Raw genomic sequence first — 18853 nt, forward strand, 5'->3', positions numbered from 1 at the left:
GGCGTGCACATATCGACGTGCCCTTGCCAGAGTTCGCACAGGGGGTGACCGTTGTCAACGACTGTTGCTTTCGAAGGGGCCGGTGCTGACGAGATTGGCGTGAAGATGACGGTACGAGCGATGCGACGGCCTCGGATCAAGCCGGAACACCGGGCCTATCGGACAGTGGACGGCAACATCAGGATCGGCAGCGTCGTCTACGGCATCGGTTCCGAGGTCAGGGATCCCGACGGCTGGCTGTGGACGCTGGTCGAGACCATGGACGGCACGCGGAACCTCGCGGAGATCGTCGACGAGGTGACCCGCCGGCACCCCCAACTCCGGTTGCCGGCACCGGACATCGTCCAGGCGATGACGGATCTGACCGGAGCCGGGTTCGTGGAGGACGCGGGTGCGCAGCCGCCCGCCGAACTGTCCGCGCGGGAACGCGAGCGCTACGGCAGAGGCATGACGCTGCTGCGCTGGATGGACCTCCGGCCCAGAGAGAGTGCCTGGGAACCACAACTCCGGCTGCGCCGGGCCCGGGTCCTGCTCATCGGCGTCGGCGGAACCGGCGGAGCCGCCGCCCGAGATCTGATCGCCTCCGGCGTGGGACGCCTGCACTGCGTAGACCCGGACGTCGTCGAACTGTCCAACCTCAACCGGCAGACCCTGTTCCGCGAACGTGATGTCGGCACGGCGAAGGTCGACGCGGCGGTGCGGGAGTTACGGGCGTTGAACTCGGGGGTGGTGGTTACCGGGGAGCGGCGGGAGGTGCGGGGGGTGGGGGACCTTGAGGCGTTGTTGGCGGGTGGGGGTGACGGTGGCTCTGGTGTTGCGGGTGCCCCCGGAGAGCCCGCGACCCCCTCGAACGAGACCCCGGCCTACGACGTGTTCCTGCTGGCCGCCGACCGGCCCGCCGTGATCCGCAGATGGGCCAACCGGGTATGCCTGGACCACGGTATGTCCTGGGCGGAAGCCGGTTATCGGGGGCCGTTGGTGAGTGTCGGCGTGTTCACGCCCGGCCGGGGTGGGTGCTGGGAGTGTCTGCGGATCGCCGAGGCCGAGCGGCGTGAACTCCGGCTCGCGCCCGGCCAGGACGAGGATGTCGCCTCGCCCCGGATGCCGTGGAACCCGGCCAACGCCGTCACGGCGGGCCTGTCCGGCGGTCTGCTGGCCCACGCGGCGATCGCGCTGCTGTGCGGTGTGCCGCCGGTCGACCCGGGGTGCCGGTACGGCCTCAACCTGATGGTGCCGGGCGACGCGATCATGCAGCGTTCGGGGCGACGGGCCGACTGCCCCGCCTGCTCGGCGGTACCCGGGGATTGTCCGTGACCGACCCCCGACACCACCCGCAGATCACCCCGTCCACCCGCATCCTGCTGCACGACCTCGCCACACGGCGTGACCGGGACGAGTGGATCGTGGGCCGTATGGCCACCCGGACCTTCGTCGCCCTGCCGGCGGCCGGTGCTCGGGCGGTGGAGCTTCTGGGGGAAGGGCTGAGCGTGGCCCGTACGGGGGAGGTGCTGCGAGCCGAGACCGGTGAGGAGTTCGAGATCTCGGACTTCGTGGGGGATCTGGTCGCTCTCGGTTTCGTGGCGCGGATCGGGGACCGCCCGGTCCCGGACGGCGAACCACCGCGCGCGTCACTGCCCTGGCTCCGCCCCCACCAGGTCCGATCGGCACTGCACCCGGCGCTGCCCGTGTTCGTCGGCGTGCTGTTGCTCGCCGCCGTCGTAGTCCTGATCCGCCGCCCCGAACTGCTGCCGGGCTATCGCGACCTCCTGTGGAGTCCGCACGGCAGCCTGGTCCTGATCAGCGCGGCGGCGGCCGGGTGGACGCTGGTGCTGGCCCATGAGCTGGCGCACCTCGTCACCGCCCGTGCGGCAGGCGTGCCGGGGAGGATACGGCTGGGCACCCGGCTCCAGTTCCTGGTCATGCAGACCGACATCAGCGGCATCGAACTCGCGCCCCGCCGCCACCGGTTGACCGCCTACCTGGCCGGCATCGCCCTCAACCTCTCCCTCGCCTCGGCCCTCGTCCTGACCCTCGCCCTGGCCGACACGGGGACCACGACCCACCGGCTGCTGTCCGCCGCGCTGCTGCTCGCCCTGCTGCCGCTGCCCTTCCAGCTCATGGTGTTCACGCGCACGGACCTGTACTTCGTCCTCCAAGACCTCACCGGCTGCCGGGACTTGTACGGCGACGGTCTCGCCTACGCCCGGTACGTGTTCCGCCGCGTGACGCGCACGGGGACCGGTGACCCGAGCACCCGTCTGCCTCCCCACGAGCGCCGGGCCGTACGGCTCTACAGCCTCGTCCTCGTGGTCGGGACGGTGGCCTGCCTGACGTTCATGGCCGCCGTGACCCTGCCCGTCGACGTCACCCTGCTGGTCCGCGCGGCGCGGGGACTGGGACCGGGGCACAGCCTCGCGGGCAACGCCGACTCGGCGGCGGTGCTGGTCACCCTGGGCGGGATCAACGTCCTGTGGGCGGTCACCCGGTGGCGCAATCGACGTTCGGCGGTGCGGCCGTAAGATCGGTGAATTCTTCGAAACATTCGATCGAAAACATTCGGGCGATGGATCTTGAATTCCCGCCGCGCGCCAATCGTCTCCGATCGTGAATCGTTCCATAGGGCCTCTGAACTGCATCATCGCAGCGATGAATCGCGTCTCCGGAGCCAGCGAAATATTCGCACTCGACGCCGAAACTATTGACAGTTGACAGGGACCTACCAACACTGACGCCGCATGGACAACACACCCGCACGCACGACGAATCGCTTCAGGCTGTTCATCAGCGGCGCCTGCGCCCTGCTGCTGGCGCTCCTCGCGGCGATGACCCTGCCCGGCACCGCTCAGGCCGACACGGTGGTCACCACGAACCAGACCGGCACCAACAACGGCTACTACTACTCGTTCTGGACCGACACCCAGGGGTCGGTCTCCATGAACCTCGGCTCCGGCGGGAACTACAGCACCTCATGGAGCAACACCGGCAACTTCGTGGCCGGCAAGGGCTGGAGCACCGGCGGTCGCCGGAGCGTGACGTACTCGGGGACCTTCAATCCGTCCGGCAACGGCTATCTGTCGCTGTACGGATGGACGTCGAACCCGCTCGTCGAGTACTACATCGTCGACAACTGGGGCACCTACCGGCCGACCGGGACGTACATGGGCACGGTCACCAGTGACGGCGGTACGTACGACATCTACAAGACCACGCGGTACAACGCCCCGTCGGTGGAGGGCACGAAGACCTTCGACCAGTACTGGAGCGTGCGGCAGACGAAGCGCACCGGCGGCACCATCACCACCGGCAACCACTTCGACGCCTGGGCCCGCGCGGGGATGCCGCTGGGCAGCTTCAGCTACTACATGATCCTCGCGACCGAGGGTTACCAGAGCAGCGGGAACTCCAACATCACGGTGGGCGGCACCAGTTCGGGCGGTGGCTCCAGCGGCTGTACGGCGACGCTGTCGGCCGGTACGCAGTGGAGCGACCGGTACAACCTCAACGTCGCTGTCACCGGTTCCAGCAACTGGACCGTGACGATGAACGTCCCCTCCCCGGCGAAGGTCCTCTCCACCTGGAACATCGCGGCCTCCTACCCCAGCGCACAGGTGCTGACCGCGAAACCCAACGGCAGCGGCAACAGTTGGGGCGCCACCATCCAGGCCAACGGCAACTGGACCTGGCCCACGGTCTCCTGCACCGCGACCTGATCTTCCATCAACTCCCGATGCTGGAGGACGACTTCACATGAGAGCCGCACCGCACCTTTCCTTACGTTCCCTGGTCGCCAGGCTGGCCGTCATCGCCCTGGCCGCCGCGGGCATCGTCGCCGTCGGCGTGAACACGCCCGCGCGGGCCGCCACTTGCAGCGGCTATGTCGGGCTCACCTTCGACGACGGGCCGGGCACCAACACACCCGCACTGCTCAACGCGCTGACCCAGAACGGTCTTCGGGCCACGATGTTCAACGAGGGCCAGTACGCGGCCGCGTACCCGGCACAGGTCAAGGCCGAGGTCAGCGCCGGTATGTGGGTCGGCAACCACAGCTACACCCACCCCCACCTGACCCAGCAGACCCAGGCGACGATCGACTCGGAGATCTCCCGGACCTAGCAGGCCATCGCGGCCGCGGGCGGCGGCACGCCCAAGCTCTTCCGCCCGCCGTACGGCGAGACCAACGCGACGGTGAAGGCCGTGGAGGCCAAGTACGGTCTCACGGAGATCATTTGGGACGTCGACTCGCAGGACTGGAACGGCGCGAGCACCGACGCGATCGTCGCGGCGGCCGGACGGCTCACTGCGGGCCAGATCATCCTGATGCACGACTGGCCGGCCAACACGGTCGCGGCGATCCCGCGCATCGCCCAGGGGCTGGCCGCACGCAACCTGTGCGCCGGCATGATCTCCCCGCAGACGGGCCGCGCCGTCGCCCCCGACAGCGGTGGGAGCAGCGGCAGTTGTACGGCGACGCTGTCGGCCGGTACGCAGTGGAGCGACCGGTACAACCTCAATGTCGCGGTCTCCGGGTCGAGCAACTGGACCGTGACGATGAACGTCCCGTCGCCCGCGAAGATCCTCGCGACCTGGAACATCACCGCCGCCTATCCGAGCGCGCAGGTGCTGACCGCGAAACCCAACGGCGGCGGCAACAGTTGGGGCGTGACCATCCAGGCCAACGGCAACTGGACCTGGCCCACGGTCTCCTGCGCCGCGAGCTGATTCCGCGACCGGGGCCCGGCCGGTGGGTGCTTCTACCACCGGCCGTACGCTCCTGACCAGCGCATCCGGCATAGCTTTCAGGTTGTGTTCAGGCTCGGACGGGCCTTGGGCAACGCATGCACCAGAAGCCCCAAAACTCTGGCAAAGAGGTCTGGGGCAACCCTCCGGCAGCATGCCATCGTGCCTGCCATGACGACAGATCACCTCACTCACGACCGGCCCTCGCGCCGCATCCGGCACGCGGCGAGCAAGGTTCCGGAGGTGACCGTCTACTTCTGGATCGTCAAGGTGCTGACGACCGGCATGGGGGAGACCGCCTCCGACTTCCTCGCCCACGCGTTCGGCCCGATCCCCGCCGTCGGACTCGGCGGCATCGCCCTGGTGGGCGCCCTGGCCGTGCAGTTCGCCGTCCGGAGGTACGTGGCCTGGATCTACTGGACGGCGATTGTGATGGTCAGCGTCTTCGGCACGATGGCCGCGGACGTCCTGCACGTCGGCCTCGGAGTGCCGTACACCCTCTCCACGCCGTTCTTCATGGTCGTACTGGCCGCCGTCTTCGTGCTCTGGTACCGCAGCGAGGGCACCCTGTCCATCCACAGCATCCACACCCGGCGCCGCGAGACCTTCTACTGGGCCGCCGTGCTCGCCACCTTCGCGCTGGGCACCGCCGCCGGGGACCTCACCGCCACGATCGGCCTCGGCTATCTGGGCTCCGCCGTCCTGTACGGCGTCGCCATCGCCGTGCCGGCCCTCGCGCACCGATGGGGCGGCCTGAACGCGGTGGCCGCGTTCTGGGCGGCGTACGTCATCACCCGCCCGCTCGGTGCCTCCGTCGCCGACTGGATGGCCGTCGGCCGTCAACGGGGCGGTCTCGACCTGGGACTCGGGCCGGTGACGCTGTCCTGGACGGTGGCCATTCTCGGCTTCGTCGGCTATCTCGCCGTCTCCCGCAAGGACGTCCGGTACGACGCCACCGTGTGAGGGCGAGTTCGGGCGGTCATCCGGCGGGCAGGGCGACCACGAACCGTGCGCCGGGGCTGTGCCCGGGGTCGTACACCACCTCGCCACCGGCGGAGCGGGCCAGGCGGCGCGCCAGCGGCAGCCCGAGGCCCGCACCGCCGTGCCCGTCGTCGGGATCCGCACGCCGGCCGGGCTCGAAGAGCCGCCCGAAGAACTCGGCCGGTACTCCGGGGCCGTCGTCCACGACCGCGACGTGGATGCCGTCGGGTGCGCGCTGCGCGCGGATGCCGACGTCGGAGCGGGCGTAGCGGCAGGCGTTGGTGAGGAGCGGGCTGACGATGCGTTCGAGGAGGGCGGGCGGGACCCCGGCCACGAGGTGTGGGCCGTCCACCGTGATCGTCAAGTGACCTGGTCCGTACGGGACTTCGGCGAGGCGGCGCAGTACGGGCAGGACCTCGGCCGTGCCCGGAGCGGTGAGCGTGCCGTCACGGGCGTCGTCCAGCAGGGTGTCGCAGATGGTGCGCATGGACTCGGCGGCGGCCGCGATCACCTCGTGGGTGGCGCGGGTCTGCTCGGCCGTGCGCGGGTGGGCCTGCCACCAGTCGAGCTCGGCGATGATCCGGCTCAGGGGGGTGCGCAGCTCGTGCGAGAGCTCGCCGGTGAGCCGGCGCTCGTAGCGCAGAAGGGTGCGGATGCGGTCCAGCAGGGCGTCCAACGACCCACCCAGACGCGCGAGTTCGGCCGGCCGACGGATGCCGCCGAACCGTTCCTCGGAGGCGACCGCGCTCCACTGCGTGGCCTGGTCGGTCATCGTGCGGACCGGGCGCAGTGCGCGGCCGACCGCCAGCCCGGTCAGGACGTAGGTGCAGGCCAGCATGACGGCGTCCAGGGCGAGCGACCCGAGGAGCAGGGTGTCGGCCGAACTCCGGTAGGGGGTGAGGTCCAGCGCGGTGACCACGGTGGCCCGGCCGCCGGCTCCGGGGACCGGGTGGGAGCACAGCCGGAGCGGGCGGTGGACGGTGGTGGTGACGCACCGCTGCCCGCCGTGCCGGGCGAGAGCGTCGGCGACCCGGGTCAACTCGCCTGTGGCGGGCGGCTGTTCCAGCAGGCTTCGGCCGGCGTAGATCCACACGTTGGCGTCGAGGAGTGAGTCGTTCGGACTCTCCAGCACGCGCACCGTCGTACCGCTGGTGTCGACGGTCGTGGCGACGGCGGCGGCGCGGGTGCGCAGTTCGTCGTCCGCCTGGTGCTGGAGGCGGTGGCGGGCCACGGAGTTGAAGGCGACCGTGAGGACCAGCATCAGCAGCGCGGCGGTGAGCAGCGCGACGAGTGAGAGGCGGCCGCGGAGGGTGTGGGGTGCCGTCCGGTCGCGGATACCGCTCATGACAGGCGGTGGCCGATGCCGCGGGTCGTGGCGATCGTGTGGGTGCTGCCCGCCTCGCGGAGTTTCCGGCGCAGGCGGGTCAGGTACTGGTCGAGGGTGTTGTCGTGGACCTGGGCTCCTTCGGGCCAGCCCGCCCGGACCAGTTCGCGGCGGCTGACGATGCCGCCGGTGGCCGCCATGAGCGCGGCCAGCAGACGGAACTCGGTCGGTGTCAGATCGACCGGGGTGCCCCGGACGCCGACCGTGTGCCGGACGGCGTCCAGGGTCAGGTCTCCCGCCGCGGCGACCGGTGGCGGCGCGGCCCGCTTGAGCGCCGCCCGCAGCCGGGCCGCGAGTTCGGCGAGATGGAACGGCTTGGTCAGGTAGTCGTCGCCCCCGGCCGAGAACCCGGACAGCCGGTCGGGCAGCCGGTGATGTGCGCTGAGGAAGACGACCGGGGAGCGGAACCCGTTCGCCCGCATCGCCTGGCACACGTCCCGCCCGTCGGCGTCGGGCAGCCCGATGTCGAGTACGGCGGCGGAGACGTCGGCGGTGGCCAGGCGCAGGGCGGTGGCACCGTCCGGCGCGGGCAGGGTGTCGTAGTTCTCGTCCCGAAGTCCGCGCATCAGCACGTCCCGCAGGGCGTGATCGTCCTCGACGACCAGGATCGTCCGGCGCATGGTCCTCCCAGTGCTCTCGCGCCCACGGATGACTACAATCCTGTAGACGGTCTACGTCACTGTAGACGACGGCGGGGTGGGAGTGCGTCGTACGCGAGCCGGTCTGGCTAGCCGATGCGGGAACGAGGTTCTATGTCACCCTCGGCTTCCGGGCGACAGAGGGCGGCGACGATCGCCGGGGTGACGGGGCCTCCGGTCAGGACGTGGCGGATGGCGTCGAGGGGGACAGGGCGTTCGTAGTAGTCCTCGAAGTGGGCCTGGACGGTTTCGGGGGAGCGGTCGGTGAGGAGGTGGAGGAGGTATTCGGTGCCGTCCGGGTCCTCGCTGCCGACGGGGAAGTCGATGGCCGAGCCGGTGCGCCAGGCGGTGTCGCCGGTCTCGCGCCACAGGCAGAAGGTGACCCGGGGCGCGTCGATGCCCTCGTCGCGGAAGGCGGGTTCGTCCAGCAGCGGACGCAGCGCGGCGGGCACGTCGTCGAGTACACCGGGCCAGACCTCCTCGTCCTCCGTCCCGTACGGGCTCATCGCCGACTCGTGGTCGAAGCCGCGTATGAGTACGCCGACCGGAGTGAAGAGGACGGAGAAGTCGTCCCCCGACCCGTTGTCCATCAGGGCCGCCTCCTCGTCGGGGCCCCAGTCCGGGTCGAAGGTGTACTCGCAGAACTGCGGGTCGTCGCCGACCGCGCTGTCCAGGGCGGCCAAGGCGCGCAGATGGACGCGGAGTTCGGCCGGGTCGGGAAGGAGGGCGGCGGCCTCGTGCACGGTGCTCATGACCTGATGAAAGCAGCCACCACTGACAATCGGTCCGGTGCGCTGGGCGCCGAGCGGACCCGGGCACCGGGGCCCCCGCCTTGGCCAGCGGCCGTTGTTCCGTGGCCGTGAGTGTCGGGGTCTCGAGTTGCGGTCGTAGGGGGCCGATGCGGGCGGTGGCGAGGGTGCCGGGGTGGAGGAGGGCGGTGCCTGGGGAGTGGCGTCATGAAAGCAGCGGCGACTGACAATCCAGGCCACTTACTGTCGAGCGAGCCCGGACATCGGGACCCCTGCTTCGGCCGGCGGCCGTGTTCGGTGGCTGTGAATGTCGGGCTGTCGCGTTGCGGTCGCGGTGGGCCGATGCGGGCGGTGGCGAGGGTGCCGTGTGGAGGGGGGCGGTGCTTGGGGGGTGGCGTTGTGAAAGCAGCGGTCGCTGATAATCCGGTCCATTCATTGCCGGGCGGGCCCGGACATCGGGACCCCTGCTTCGGCCGGCGGCCGGCGGCCGTTGTTCGGTGGCTGTGAATGTCGGGCTGTCGCGTTGCGGTCGCGGTGGGCCGATGCGGGCGGTGGCGAGGGTGCCGGGGTGGAGGGGGGCGGTGCTAGGGGGGTGGCGTTGTGAAAGCAGCGGTCGCTGATAATCCGGTCCATTCATTGCCGGGCGGGCCCTGGACGTCGGGACCCCTGCTTCGGCCGGCGGCCGGCGGCCGTTGTTCGGTGGCTGTGAATGTCGGGCTGTCGCGTTGCGGTCGCGGTGGGCCGATGCGGGCGGTGGCGAGGGTGCCGGGGTGGAGGAGGGCGGTGCTTGGGGGGTGGCGTTGTGAAAGCAGCGGTCGCTGATAATCCGGTCCATTCATTGCCGGACGGGCTCGGACATCTGAACCCCTGCTTCGGCCAGCAGTCGTCGTTCCGTGGGCGTGAAGGTCGGGCTGTCGAGTTGCGGTCGTAGCGGGCCGATCAGTGCGGCCGCGAGGACGCCGGGGCGGAGCAGGGCCGTGCCCGGGGACTGGAGGGTCAGGACCTCCGTCATCGCGGTTGCCACGTGGTAGGAGCCGGTCGCGGTGCGGGAGAGTCGGCTGACGTAGCGCTGGAGGAGCCGGTCGGCTGTGCTCGCGCTCCTGCCCTGGGTTGTTGCGTAGTGGATGTCCTGTCCCACGGCGAGACTCCACGCGAGGTCGACGGGCCGGGCGATCGCCCGCTGGGTGGTGCGGGCCAGGCCGCGGGTGAGTCCCTGGGTGGCGAGTCGGTCGCGGAGGGCGAGGGCGCCGAGGGCCGCCACCGACATGCCGTGGCCGTACACGGGGTTGAACGCGGCGACCGAGTCGCCGAGCGCGACCAGGCCTTCGGGCCAGGACTTGAGACGTTCGTAGTAGTAGCGGCGGTTGGTGGTGCTGCGGGTCATGGCTACGTCGGTGAGCGGCTCGGCGCGGGTCAGCAGGTCGGCGATGATCGGGTGGCGGAGTGTGCGTGCGTACGGCTCGAACTCGGCTGCCTCGCGGGACGGTTGGGCGCCCGGGGTGCCTATCAGGCTGACGTGCCAGCGGTCGTCCTCGATCGGCACGATGCCGCCGGTCCGGCCCGGTTCGCCGCGCCGGGGGTCGGCCTGGACGCTGATCACGGGCCAGTCGCGGGTGGGGACGGGGGCGCGGTAGATCCGGCTGGCGTACGCGATACCGGAGTCGATGCGGTCCTCGGCGAGTCCGGAGATGCCCAACTCGGCCAGCCACTGCGGGGTGCGCGCCGACTTTCCGGAGGCGTCGACGACCAGGTCCGCGGTCAGTTCCGTCTCGGCGCCGTCGGCCGCGCGCAACCGTACGCCGGTGACGCGGCGTGCGGTCCCCAGCAGCCCGATCGCCCTGGTCCGCGTACGGACGTTGACCCGGGGGTCCTTCACCACCTGCCGGCGGACGACGGAGTCGGTGAGGTCGCGGCTCGCGGCGATCAGGTAGTGACTGTCCCGCTGCCAGCGCCGGTACCAGCCTTCGGGCGAGTGGATCACCATGTTCGTCGTCATGGGCACCCGATGGGCGCCCGCCGTCAGCAACTCCTCGACGGCGCCCGGCAGTAGCTCCTCGATCGCGTTCGCCCCACCGGACAACAGCACATGGAAATGCGCCGCTTGGGGAACACCAGGACGTGACTCGGGCCCTTCGGGCAGATCGTGCGCCTCGATGATCTCGACCGTGTCGACATGGTCCCGAAGCGCGGCGGCGGCGAGCATGCCGGCGAGACTCCCGCCGACGACGACGGCACGGGTGGACATCCGGTGCTGCGATTCACTCATGACGGGACGATAACAATCCCAATTGTCGTGACGGGCAAGGGAGTTGGCCGCACGGCACGTCACGAGCCGTCGAGCAGCGAGGCGAGGCCCCGTTCGAGGGCCGGCTCAAGCGCCTCCTGACCCGGTTCGGTCACCGTGTACGTACGGTGCAGGAAGCGGTCCAGGGCGGCGGTGTCGAAGCGGATCATCGCGATGCCCTCCGCCGCGTGGAACTCGACGGCCGTGTGGGCGGCGCCGTAGGGCCGGATGCGTACGTTGCCCATCCCGGCGGGGGTCTCCAGCCCCTCCTCCAGCAGCGACCGCGCGAAGGTCCACGCGACCTTCCTGCCGTCGAGCGAGATCCAGGCGGGGAAGAGGAGTTGGACGGCGAGAGGGTCGCCGGAGGAGTAGGCCAGGGTGACGGTCACGGCCAGTTCCTGGTCGTCGTCGGTGATCAGGCGGGCGCCGGCGGGCTGTTCCAGGGTGATGTGGCGCATGGGCGGTCTCCGATTCGGGTGGGACGGCGGCCGTGGTGCCGACGCACCTCCTTGATCACCGGGAGGGCCTCTTGATTACGCCATCGTGCAAGGCAATTCATGTGACGTGTGTCACCTTGTGGAACGGCTGCAACTTTAATTGAAAGTTTTGCCATCTAGGGTACAAACCCTTCCCCGCCCCACTGGCAACTGGAGCGTTGCTGCCATGACCGACGGTCCCACCGCCGAGTACGCCCGGATCTACGAGGAGCAGCAGCCGCGCCTCGTCGCCTACGCCCGCTCGCTCACCCGCAACACCTGGGTCGCCGAAGACCTCGTCGCCGAGGCGCACTTCAGGGTGTGGCGCCGGCTGTCCGCCGGGCACGAGATCGAGAACGTACCGGCGTACCTGATGACCACGGTGAAGCATCTCGCGACCGCCGCGGGGAGCGCCGCACGCGAGACACCGCGCGATCCGCAGGCCGACGAGCGGGCCGGGGCCGACCACACGCGCGTGCACGCGCAGGTCCAAGGGGGCGATCCGGCCGAACAGGTCTCCTCCACCGACCTGTTGGTACGGGTCCTTGAGCAACTGCCCGAGCGCTGGGTGAAAGCGCTGTGGCTGGCCGAGGCGGAGGGGCTGCCACTGGCCGCCATCGGCCCCCAACTCGGCACCAAGCAGGGCGCGACGGCCGTCCTGCTGCACCGCGCACGCGAGGGTATGCGGCAGGCGTTCCTGCGCGCCCAGACCGGCGCCCCGGACGATCCCGCGTGCCAGGTCCACTGGGCCCGGATGCCCGCGTACGTGCGCGGCGGCGCCACCGAGCGGCAGTCCGAACGGCTCCTCGGCCATGTCGACGCGTGCGACGACTGCCGCGCCCGTCTCGCGGCCCTGATGCGCGCGAACGACCGGCTGCCCGCACTCGTGGCACCGGCGCTGCTGGTGTTCGTGCTCGGCGGCGCGGGCAAGTTCCTGCTCGCGTTCGGCGCGGGATCCGCCGGTGCGGCCGTCGGCCATGGCGGCGGACTGCTGCACGGCGTACGGCATGCGGCGGTCGGCGCCTCCAAGACCCAGCTGGCCGCCGCCGTCGGTACGGCCGTGGCGGGCGCCGTCGCGGTGATCGTCGTCCTCGGCGGCACCGACGCCACGGAGGTCCCGGTAGGGAAGGGCCCGGTGACCGAAGTACCGGTGTCCCAGGCGCCGGTGGCGGCGCAGCCGGGGACGGAAGGTCCGGTGAAGACACCGAGCGACCGCGGCGATTCCGCGACACCGGCACCAGCGCCGGTGCCGGCACCGGACGGGTCCATAACCGCCGTGTCCCCGGCCTCGCTTGGGATCGCGCGGCCCGGGCCGGTCGTAACACCTGTTCCTGCGACGCCTGTTGAGACGACACCACCAGTGACTACCGGGCCGACTCCTGCTCCGCCAGTGACCACGGAACCGGTTCCCGCTCCGCCGGCGAACCCGGAGCCGGACCCGACTCCGACGCCACCGGTTGTCACGGAGCCGGATCCGACTCCCACGGACCCGGCCCCCATATATCCGGCTCCGAGTGATCCCGTAGACCCCGCTCCGAGCGATCCCGTGAAGGAGACCCCGGAGCCCACCACGCCGGAGCCCACAACCCCGGCCGAGCCGTCACCGACGCCTGCCCCCGATCCGTCCACGGACGCCCCAACCCCCACCGATCCCACGCCCGTTGGGGACCCGGACCCGGACCCCGACCCGGTGACCACTCCCGAGGAGCCCGAACCGACCGCCCCCGTCGGTGACGGGCCCTGTCGGCGGGCCGAGGTGGATCAGCCGATCGCGTAGGCGCGGTAGACCGTCTCCACCGAGGTGCCGCCGCCGGAGTCGGTCACCTGGGAACGCAGGGCAACCGCGCCGGAGGCCGGGTTGTGGATGGCGGCCTTCCAGGACGTCCCGGAGCGGGTGACGGAGGCGGCCTTCCAGGTTCTGCCTCCGTCCGAAGACGCCCAGACCTTCAGGGACTTGATCGTCGACTTGGTGAACTTGACGTCGGGGCCCTGGGATCCGCGGCCCGCGCTGACGGTGACCGACGTGGTGCTGTTCGCCTTCGCCCGGTTGCGGCTGTCGAGACCGGCGGGCAGGAAGCGGGTCATGAAGACGGAGGCGACCGCCGACTTGGCCGGGTCGGCCTTGAACCGCCAGTCGAGGGTGACGCGCGAGGACAGCATGCCGGACGGGAAGGTGATGCCCGGGTGGTAGCGGTGCGCGTCCACGGTCAGCCGATAGGTACCGGCCGAGTGGATCGCGGCGGCGAACTCGGCGTCAGAGGAACCCCAGTTGGTCAGGGTCTTCTTCTTGACGGTGGTGCTCCCCTTGGTCAGGGTCACCGTCTCCTTCGTGGGGTCGGCGCCCCAGACACCCACGTCGGGGTCGCCGATCAACGCGTCCGGCACGAAGTTCACGGACTTCTGCCAGACCGTGGGCAGGTAGTGCAGGGGGCTCCACACCGCTCGCCCGAAGGACTGGTTGAAGCTCTGCCCCGCCGTCAGCGTCCTGGTCGCCGGGAAGCCGCCGCCGACGACGTCACCGTTGTTCGCGATCACGTCGTCGCGCGGCTGCCAGGTACCGGGCGTCACATGGACCGTGGCGGTGTACGGCGCGCTGTCGTCGCGGACGTTGGCGTACAGGTCGGTCGTGCAGTCGTCGACCTTGGGCGCGGCCTGGAGGGCGGTGTCGTTCTGGGCGCCCATCTGTGTCCCGCCGCGCACGGAGAAGCGCAGCGTCGCCAGCTTCGACCGCTTGAACGAACCGCCCGGTGCGGCCGGGATACCGGTCGTCCTCTTGACCGCGACATAGCTGTCGTTGCCCGACCACTGCGCCATGTACCCGAACTGGATCAGCTTGGAGGAGTTGGGGATGGCGTACAGGGACCCGGCGTTGTTCCAGCCGCCCGTGCTGAACGCGGAGGGCATGTCCATGGTGGCGGCACACACCTGTGCGCTGATCCGGGCCGGCTCGGTCACGTCGGCCGGGGTGTCCAGCGACACCTTCACCGCTTTGCCCTTACGGGCGTCCAGCGTCACGGACTTGGCCCCCGACACCGAGACGACCTGCGCGCCGAGGGTGTCGGTGCCGAGGCCGTCGGTGGCGCTCTCGTAGATGTCGGTCATCGCGAGGTACCGGCCCGAGGGCAGGCTGAGCCGCTTGCCGGACTTGACGGTGCGCGTCTCACCGGACGGTACGGCGACGACGGTCACCGTCGTCGACACCTTGGCGCCGTGCCGCCCCAGCGTGGTCACGGTCAACGAGCCCGACGCCGCCTGCGCGGAGGCGGCGGGCACGAACAGCGGCACCAGCATGGCCACCCCGACGAAAGCGATCGGCGCGCGTCTGGTCCATCGCCTTGGCCGTCGTACAGACATGAATCCCCCTCAGGAACCCCACAGAACCCCAACCCCCGAAACCGGATCATCGTAGCCGTGTCCGCAGGTGTGTTCGATCAGCCCCCTGCCACCTGTCGGCACGCGCGCGTGTACGCCTCCACCAGCGGGCGGCCGCCGTCCTCCCGCCGCCAGGCCAGCGCGTAGCGGCTCGGTGAGAGGCCGCGGACCGGGCGGGTGGTGACGCCGCCGAGGCTGATCAGGCGGGCGTTGCCGGTGGCCACCAGGCAGATGCCGAGACCGGCGACCAGCGCCTCGTACGTCTCCTCCGTGCTCGCGATCTCCGCCCCGACGCGCGGTGGGCGACCGCCGCGTTCGTCGAGGGCGAGCCAGTGGTCGCGCAACGGGCCCGCGTCGGGCGGCAGGGCGAGGAACGGCTCGTCGACCAGGTCCGCGAAGTCGACCTCCGCGCGGGCGGCCAGCGGATGGGCGTCCGGGAACGCGACCAGGCGCGGCTCCTCGGCGACCACCGTCCAGTCGTAGCGCTCCGCTTCCGGCAGGGGCAGCCAGACGAACGCGACGTCCGTGTCACCGTCCGCGAGCCCCGCGGTCGGGTCGTCCCAACCGACCTGACGCAGCCGTACGACCGCCTCCGGACACGCGGCCGTGAAGCGGGAGCGGATCGCGGGCAGCAGACCGCCCCGGCCGGGGCTGGTGCTCATGCCGACCACCAGGGTGCTGCGCTCGGCCGCCCCGATCTCCGCCAGCGCGGACGCGCCCTCCGCCCAGAGGGCCACCATCCGCTCGGCGTACGGCAGAAGGGCCGTCCCGGCCGCGGTGAGCGCCACGTCCCGCCGGTCGCGGCGGAACAGCTCGGCGCCCAACTGCCGCTCCAGCGCCCGGATCTGCTTGCTCAGCGCGGGCTGCGACACATACAGCCTCTCGGCCGCGCGCGTGAAGTGCAGTTCCTCGGCGACCGCGACGAAGTAGCGCAGGTCCCGCACATGGACGTCCCTCGTCATAGCCATCGGTTATGAGCTTAGGTCTTGGACGGGCCGTCGGGGGCGGGAGCAGGCTGGTCGGCAGATGGGCAACAGGTATCTCACTGGGAGTCGTCATGAACAAGGTGTGGCTGATCACGGGCGCGAGCAGCGGGTTCGGGCGGGCCATCGCCGAGGCCGCGCTCGCCGCCGGTGACGTGGTCGTGGGTGCGGCACGGCGGACCGAGGGGCTCGACGACCTGGTGGCCGCGCGGCCCGACCAGATGGAGGCGCTCCAACTGGACGTCACCGACACGGGCGCGGCCCAGGCGGCGGTACGGGACGTGGTGGCCCGGCACGGGCGGATCGACGTCCTGGTCAACAACGCCGGTCGTACGCACGTCGGGGCTTTCGAGGAGACCACCGAGCAGGAGCTGCGGGACCTCTTCGACCTGCATGTCTTCGGGCCGGCCGCGCTCACGCGCGCGGTGCTGCCGTCCATGCGGGAGCGGCGCTCCGGGGCGATCGTGCAGATGAGCAGCATGGGCGGCCAGATGTCCTTCGCGGGCTTCTCGGCGTACAGCGGAACGAAGTTCGCCCTGGAGGGGCTGTCCGAGGGGCTCGCGGACGAGGTCGCCGAGTACGGCATCAAGGTGCTCGTCGTGGAGCCGGGCGCCTTCCGGACCTCCCTCTTCGACACCAGCCGGGCCGGGGTCAGCGCCGACAGCGGTGTGTACGCCAAGGTGAGCGAGACCCGAGGGTTCATATCCGGCGGCGACGGCGTCCAGCCCGGCGACCCCGCGAAGGCGGCGGCCCTCGTCCTCGCCGCGCTCGACGCCGAGGAGACCCCGCTGCGCCTGCCCCTGGGCGACGACGCGGTCGACGCCGTGCTCGGCCATCTCGCCCAGGTGCGCGGCGACATCGCGGCCTGGGAGAAGCGGACCCGGGCGACGGGGTTCGACGCCTGACGGACGGCTGGGAATCCGGGTGGGGCCCCGTTGTCAGTGCCGCGTGCCACGATGGATGCACACCGGGACGAATGGGGAGCGGGGGGTGACATGGAGGGCGAGTCTCCGCGGGCCGGGCGGCGGGCCAGGGAGCTGTGCACGCAGGGCACGCGGCTCTACGACGTGGCGCGCGCCCTGCGCGCCGACCACACCCGGGCCCTCGACGCCGTCCGCGCCGCGCTCGCCCCGCTGCGGGCCGAACTCGTCGCCCAGGAGCTGGAGTCCATCCCGGTCGCCCGGCTGAAGGACGTCACCGAGGGCCGGCTGCGGCTGGGGGCGGTGGAGGCGGCGGGGCTGACCTCCGTGCGCGCGGTGCACGAGGCGAGCCGGTACGAGCTGCGGCAACTGCCCGGTGTGGGACAGCAGACCGCCGACCGGGCGCTCGCGGCGGCCCGGCAGATCGCGCGGGCCGTCGCGGAGACCGTCTCCGTCCGCATCGACGTCGACCACCCCGAACCCCGCACCACCGCCCTGGTGATCGCGTTGCAGCGGCTCGTCGAGGCGGGCCCCGAGTTGCGCCGCGCCCTGGACGCCGCCACCCGGCTCGACGAGCGGCTCGGCGCACTGCTGCCCGTGGCCAGGCCCGCGAGCAGCAGGCTGTTGATGGCCATCGCCGGTAGCCGCCGCAGGGACGGCGCGCTCGCCGCCGTCGCCGAAATCTCCGAGCTGGTCGCCGACGCCACCGCCCGGGACGTACGGCTGCTGATCGCCCAGGCCTCCACCGACCTGCTGCGCCCGCCGGTCTCCGACATCGAGGCCTGGGTCGACTTCGAGCTGCGCTCCGCCGAGTACTACAGCCAGCTCGCCGAGGTCGACGGGCAGCAGCCGGACCTCGCGGCGAGCGAGGGCTTCCTGCCGGCGGAGCTGGCCGAGCGCGTGCACGCCCAGCCGCTGGACGACACCCACCGCCGGGTGTCCCTGCGCGGCTACCAGTCGTTCGGCGCCCGCTTCGCCCTGGCTCAACGCCGGGTCGTCCTCGGGGACGAGATGGGGCTCGGCAAGACCGTGCAGGCCATCGCCGCGCTCGCCCATCTCGCGGCCGAGGGGCAGAGCCACTTCCTGGTGGTCTGCCCGGCCAGCGTGCTCATCAACTGGACCCGCGAGATTGGCTCCCGCAGCACCCTGCGCGCCCTGCCCGTCCACGGCCCGGACCGGCTCGACACCTACGGGGAGTGGACCGAGCGCGGCGGCGTCGCGATCACCACCTTCGACACGCTGCACACCCTGCCGACGCCGAACGACCCGTCCCCGAAGGGGAAGTCGAAGCTCGTGAGGAGTCTCGACAAGAGCAAGTCATCGGCCGGTGGCCCCACCCCGGGCATGCTCGTCGTGGACGAGGCCCACTACGTGAAGAACCCGGACACCCGCCGCACCAAATCGGTCGCCGTGTGGACCGAGCGTTGCGACCGCGTCCTGTTCCTGACCGGCACGCCCATGGAGAACCGCGTCGACGAGTTCCGCACCCTCGTCCGCCATCTGCGCCCCGACCTGCTGCCGACCGTCCGCAACGGCACGGCGGCGGCCGGACCGCACGCCTTCCGCAAGTCCGTCGCACCCGCCTATCTGCGCCGCAACCAGGAGGACGTCCTCACCGAACTCCCCGCCCTCGTCCAGGTCGACGAGTGGGTGGAACTCGGCGCCGCCGACCGCGAGGCCTACGACCGCGCGGTCGCCGACGGGAACTTCATGGCGATGCGCCGGGCCGCCTACGCCGACCCGGAGAAGTCCGCGAAGCTCCAGCGCCTGCGGGAGTTGGTCGCCGAGGCCGCGGACAACGGCGTGAAGGTGGTGGTCTTCTCCTACTTCCGGGACGTGCTGACCACGGTCCGCGAGGCACTGGGCGGGTCCGACGAGCGGCTGACCGGGACGATCTCCGGAAGCGTCCCGGCGGCCCGCAGACAGCAGTTGGTCGACGAGTTCACCCGGGCCCCCAGCCACGCCGTGCTGCTCTCCCAGATCGAGGCGGGCGGGGTTGGCCTCAACCTCCAGGCCGCCTCCCTGGTCATCCTCTGCGAACCCCAGGTCAAGCCGACGGTGGAGCACCAGGCCGTGGCCCGCGTCCACCGCATGGGCCAGATACGCACCGTCCAGGTGCACCGCATGCTCGCCACCGACAGCGTGGACGACCGGCTCCTGACCATCCTCAAGAACAAGGACCGCCTCTTCGACCGGTTCGCCCGGCGCAGCGACCTGGCGGACGCCACCCCGGACGCGATCGACATCTCGGACGCCACACTCGCCCGCCGCATCGTGGAGGAGGAGCAGCAGCGACTGGCGTACGAGGCCAACTGACCATGCCGGTCAG

General features: G+C 71.1%; 14 protein-coding genes and 1 pseudogene. 8 read left to right on the forward strand and 7 right to left on the reverse strand.

Annotated features, from left to right (window positions below):
* The first annotated feature begins 120 nt into the window (after positions 1-120).
* The 5 genes and pseudogenes from ABZT04_RS06885 (at position 121) to ABZT04_RS06905 (ending at position 5700) form a co-directional block, all read left to right on the forward strand.
* A complete protein-coding gene (locus tag ABZT04_RS06885) occupies positions 121-1314 on the forward strand; it encodes a ThiF family adenylyltransferase (RefSeq protein ID WP_356053752.1) in 1194 nt (397 codons plus the stop codon).
* Complete coding sequence (locus ABZT04_RS06890; protein WP_356053754.1) at positions 1311-2519, forward strand: hypothetical protein; 1209 nt, start codon at positions 1311-1313, stop codon at positions 2517-2519. Before ABZT04_RS06885 ends, ABZT04_RS06890 begins: the two co-directional genes overlap by 4 nt.
* Positions 2520-2735: 216 nt before the next feature.
* A complete protein-coding gene (locus ABZT04_RS06895; RefSeq protein WP_356053756.1) occupies positions 2736-3710 on the forward strand; it encodes a glycoside hydrolase family 11 protein in 975 nt (324 codons plus the stop codon).
* A 37-nt stretch (positions 3711-3747) separates the two neighbouring features.
* Positions 3748-4719 (forward strand): annotated as a pseudogene (locus tag ABZT04_RS06900) (polysaccharide deacetylase family protein).
* Positions 4720-4908: 189 nt separating this feature from the next.
* Complete coding sequence (locus tag ABZT04_RS06905) at positions 4909-5700, forward strand: hypothetical protein (RefSeq protein ID WP_356053758.1); 792 nt, start codon at positions 4909-4911, stop codon at positions 5698-5700.
* A gap of 16 nt (positions 5701-5716) precedes the next feature.
* Here ABZT04_RS06905 and ABZT04_RS06910 read toward each other — a convergent pair whose 3' ends face one another.
* From ABZT04_RS06910 to ABZT04_RS06930, 5 genes are all read right to left on the reverse strand, one after another.
* The gene (locus ABZT04_RS06910; RefSeq protein WP_356053760.1) at positions 5717-7063 is read right to left on the reverse strand and encodes a HAMP domain-containing sensor histidine kinase; all 1347 of its coding nucleotides are present in this window, start codon (positions 7061-7063) and stop codon (positions 5717-5719) included.
* Positions 7060-7722: a response regulator transcription factor gene (locus tag ABZT04_RS06915; protein WP_356053762.1), complete on the reverse strand. Its 663-nt coding sequence runs from the start codon at positions 7720-7722 to the stop codon at positions 7060-7062. Before ABZT04_RS06915 ends, ABZT04_RS06910 begins: the two co-directional genes overlap by 4 nt.
* Positions 7723-7829: 107 nt before the next feature.
* Positions 7830-8492 carry a hypothetical protein gene (locus ABZT04_RS06920; RefSeq protein ID WP_356053764.1) on the reverse strand — a complete coding sequence of 221 codons (663 nt, stop codon included), beginning with the start codon at positions 8490-8492 and terminating at the stop codon, positions 7830-7832.
* An 832-nt stretch (positions 8493-9324) separates the two neighbouring features.
* Positions 9325-10755, reverse strand: a complete 1431-nt coding sequence (locus ABZT04_RS06925) for an FAD-dependent monooxygenase (protein ID WP_356053766.1) — start codon at positions 10753-10755, stop codon at positions 9325-9327.
* Positions 10756-10814: 59 nt separating this feature from the next.
* Positions 10815-11231 carry an SsgA family sporulation/cell division regulator gene (locus ABZT04_RS06930; RefSeq protein ID WP_356053768.1) on the reverse strand — a complete coding sequence of 139 codons (417 nt, stop codon included), beginning with the start codon at positions 11229-11231 and terminating at the stop codon, positions 10815-10817.
* Between the two features lie 205 nt (positions 11232-11436).
* Here ABZT04_RS06930 and ABZT04_RS06935 point away from each other — a divergent pair, with 205 nt between their 5' ends.
* Positions 11437-13026 (forward strand): sigma-70 family RNA polymerase sigma factor, encoded by a 1590-nt coding sequence (locus ABZT04_RS06935; RefSeq protein ID WP_356053770.1) that lies wholly within the window; start codon positions 11437-11439, stop codon positions 13024-13026.
* Here the strand turns inward: ABZT04_RS06935 and ABZT04_RS06940 are convergent.
* Positions 13011-14603, reverse strand: coding sequence for a hypothetical protein (locus ABZT04_RS06940; RefSeq protein ID WP_356053772.1), 1593 nt, complete (start codon positions 14601-14603; stop codon positions 13011-13013). The two genes, ABZT04_RS06935 and ABZT04_RS06940, sit on opposite strands and share 16 nt — an antisense overlap.
* Before the next feature lie 77 nt (positions 14604-14680).
* On the reverse strand, positions 14681-15589 hold the full coding sequence (locus tag ABZT04_RS06945) for a LysR substrate-binding domain-containing protein (protein WP_356053774.1): 909 nt from the start codon (positions 15587-15589) through the stop codon (positions 14681-14683).
* A gap of 89 nt (positions 15590-15678) precedes the next feature.
* Between ABZT04_RS06945 and ABZT04_RS06950 the strand changes: the two genes are divergently transcribed.
* Together ABZT04_RS06950 and ABZT04_RS06955 are read left to right on the forward strand one after the other, a co-directional pair.
* Positions 15679-16509, forward strand: a complete 831-nt coding sequence (locus ABZT04_RS06950) for an oxidoreductase (protein ID WP_356053776.1) — start codon at positions 15679-15681, stop codon at positions 16507-16509.
* 90 nt (positions 16510-16599) lie between these two features.
* Positions 16600-18840, forward strand: a complete 2241-nt coding sequence (locus tag ABZT04_RS06955; RefSeq protein ID WP_356053778.1) for a DEAD/DEAH box helicase — start codon at positions 16600-16602, stop codon at positions 18838-18840.
* Positions 18841-18853 lie beyond the last annotated feature (13 nt).

This window comes from Streptomyces sp. NPDC005492 (assembly GCF_040605995.1).
In the GTDB taxonomy this organism is placed as follows: domain Bacteria; phylum Actinomycetota; class Actinomycetes; order Streptomycetales; family Streptomycetaceae; genus Streptomyces.

Bases quoted from the DNA above. Each gene is read 5' to 3' on its own strand.
- ABZT04_RS06945 (WP_356053774.1), bottom strand. From the start codon at position 15,589: ATGGCTATGACGAGGGACGTCCATGTGCGGGACCTGCGCTACTTCGTC.
- ABZT04_RS06950 (WP_356053776.1), top strand. From the start codon at position 15,679: ATGAACAAGGTGTGGCTGATCACGGGCGCGAGCAGCGGGTTCGGGCGG.
- ABZT04_RS06885 (WP_356053752.1), top strand. From the start codon at position 121: ATGCGACGGCCTCGGATCAAGCCGGAACACCGGGCCTATCGGACAGTG.
- ABZT04_RS06895 (WP_356053756.1), top strand. From the start codon at position 2,736: ATGGACAACACACCCGCACGCACGACGAATCGCTTCAGGCTGTTCATC.
- ABZT04_RS06955 (WP_356053778.1), top strand. From the start codon at position 16,600: ATGGAGGGCGAGTCTCCGCGGGCCGGGCGGCGGGCCAGGGAGCTGTGC.
- ABZT04_RS06920 (WP_356053764.1), bottom strand. From the start codon at position 8,492: ATGAGCACCGTGCACGAGGCCGCCGCCCTCCTTCCCGACCCGGCCGAA.
- ABZT04_RS06915 (WP_356053762.1), bottom strand. From the start codon at position 7,722: ATGCGCCGGACGATCCTGGTCGTCGAGGACGATCACGCCCTGCGGGAC.
- ABZT04_RS06910 (WP_356053760.1), bottom strand. From the start codon at position 7,063: ATGAGCGGTATCCGCGACCGGACGGCACCCCACACCCTCCGCGGCCGC.
- ABZT04_RS06905 (WP_356053758.1), top strand. From the start codon at position 4,909: ATGACGACAGATCACCTCACTCACGACCGGCCCTCGCGCCGCATCCGG.
- ABZT04_RS06930 (WP_356053768.1), bottom strand. From the start codon at position 11,231: ATGCGCCACATCACCCTGGAACAGCCCGCCGGCGCCCGCCTGATCACC.
- ABZT04_RS06925 (WP_356053766.1), bottom strand. From the start codon at position 10,755: ATGAGTGAATCGCAGCACCGGATGTCCACCCGTGCCGTCGTCGTCGGC.
- ABZT04_RS06940 (WP_356053772.1), bottom strand. From the start codon at position 14,603: ATGTCTGTACGACGGCCAAGGCGATGGACCAGACGCGCGCCGATCGCT.
- ABZT04_RS06935 (WP_356053770.1), top strand. From the start codon at position 11,437: ATGACCGACGGTCCCACCGCCGAGTACGCCCGGATCTACGAGGAGCAG.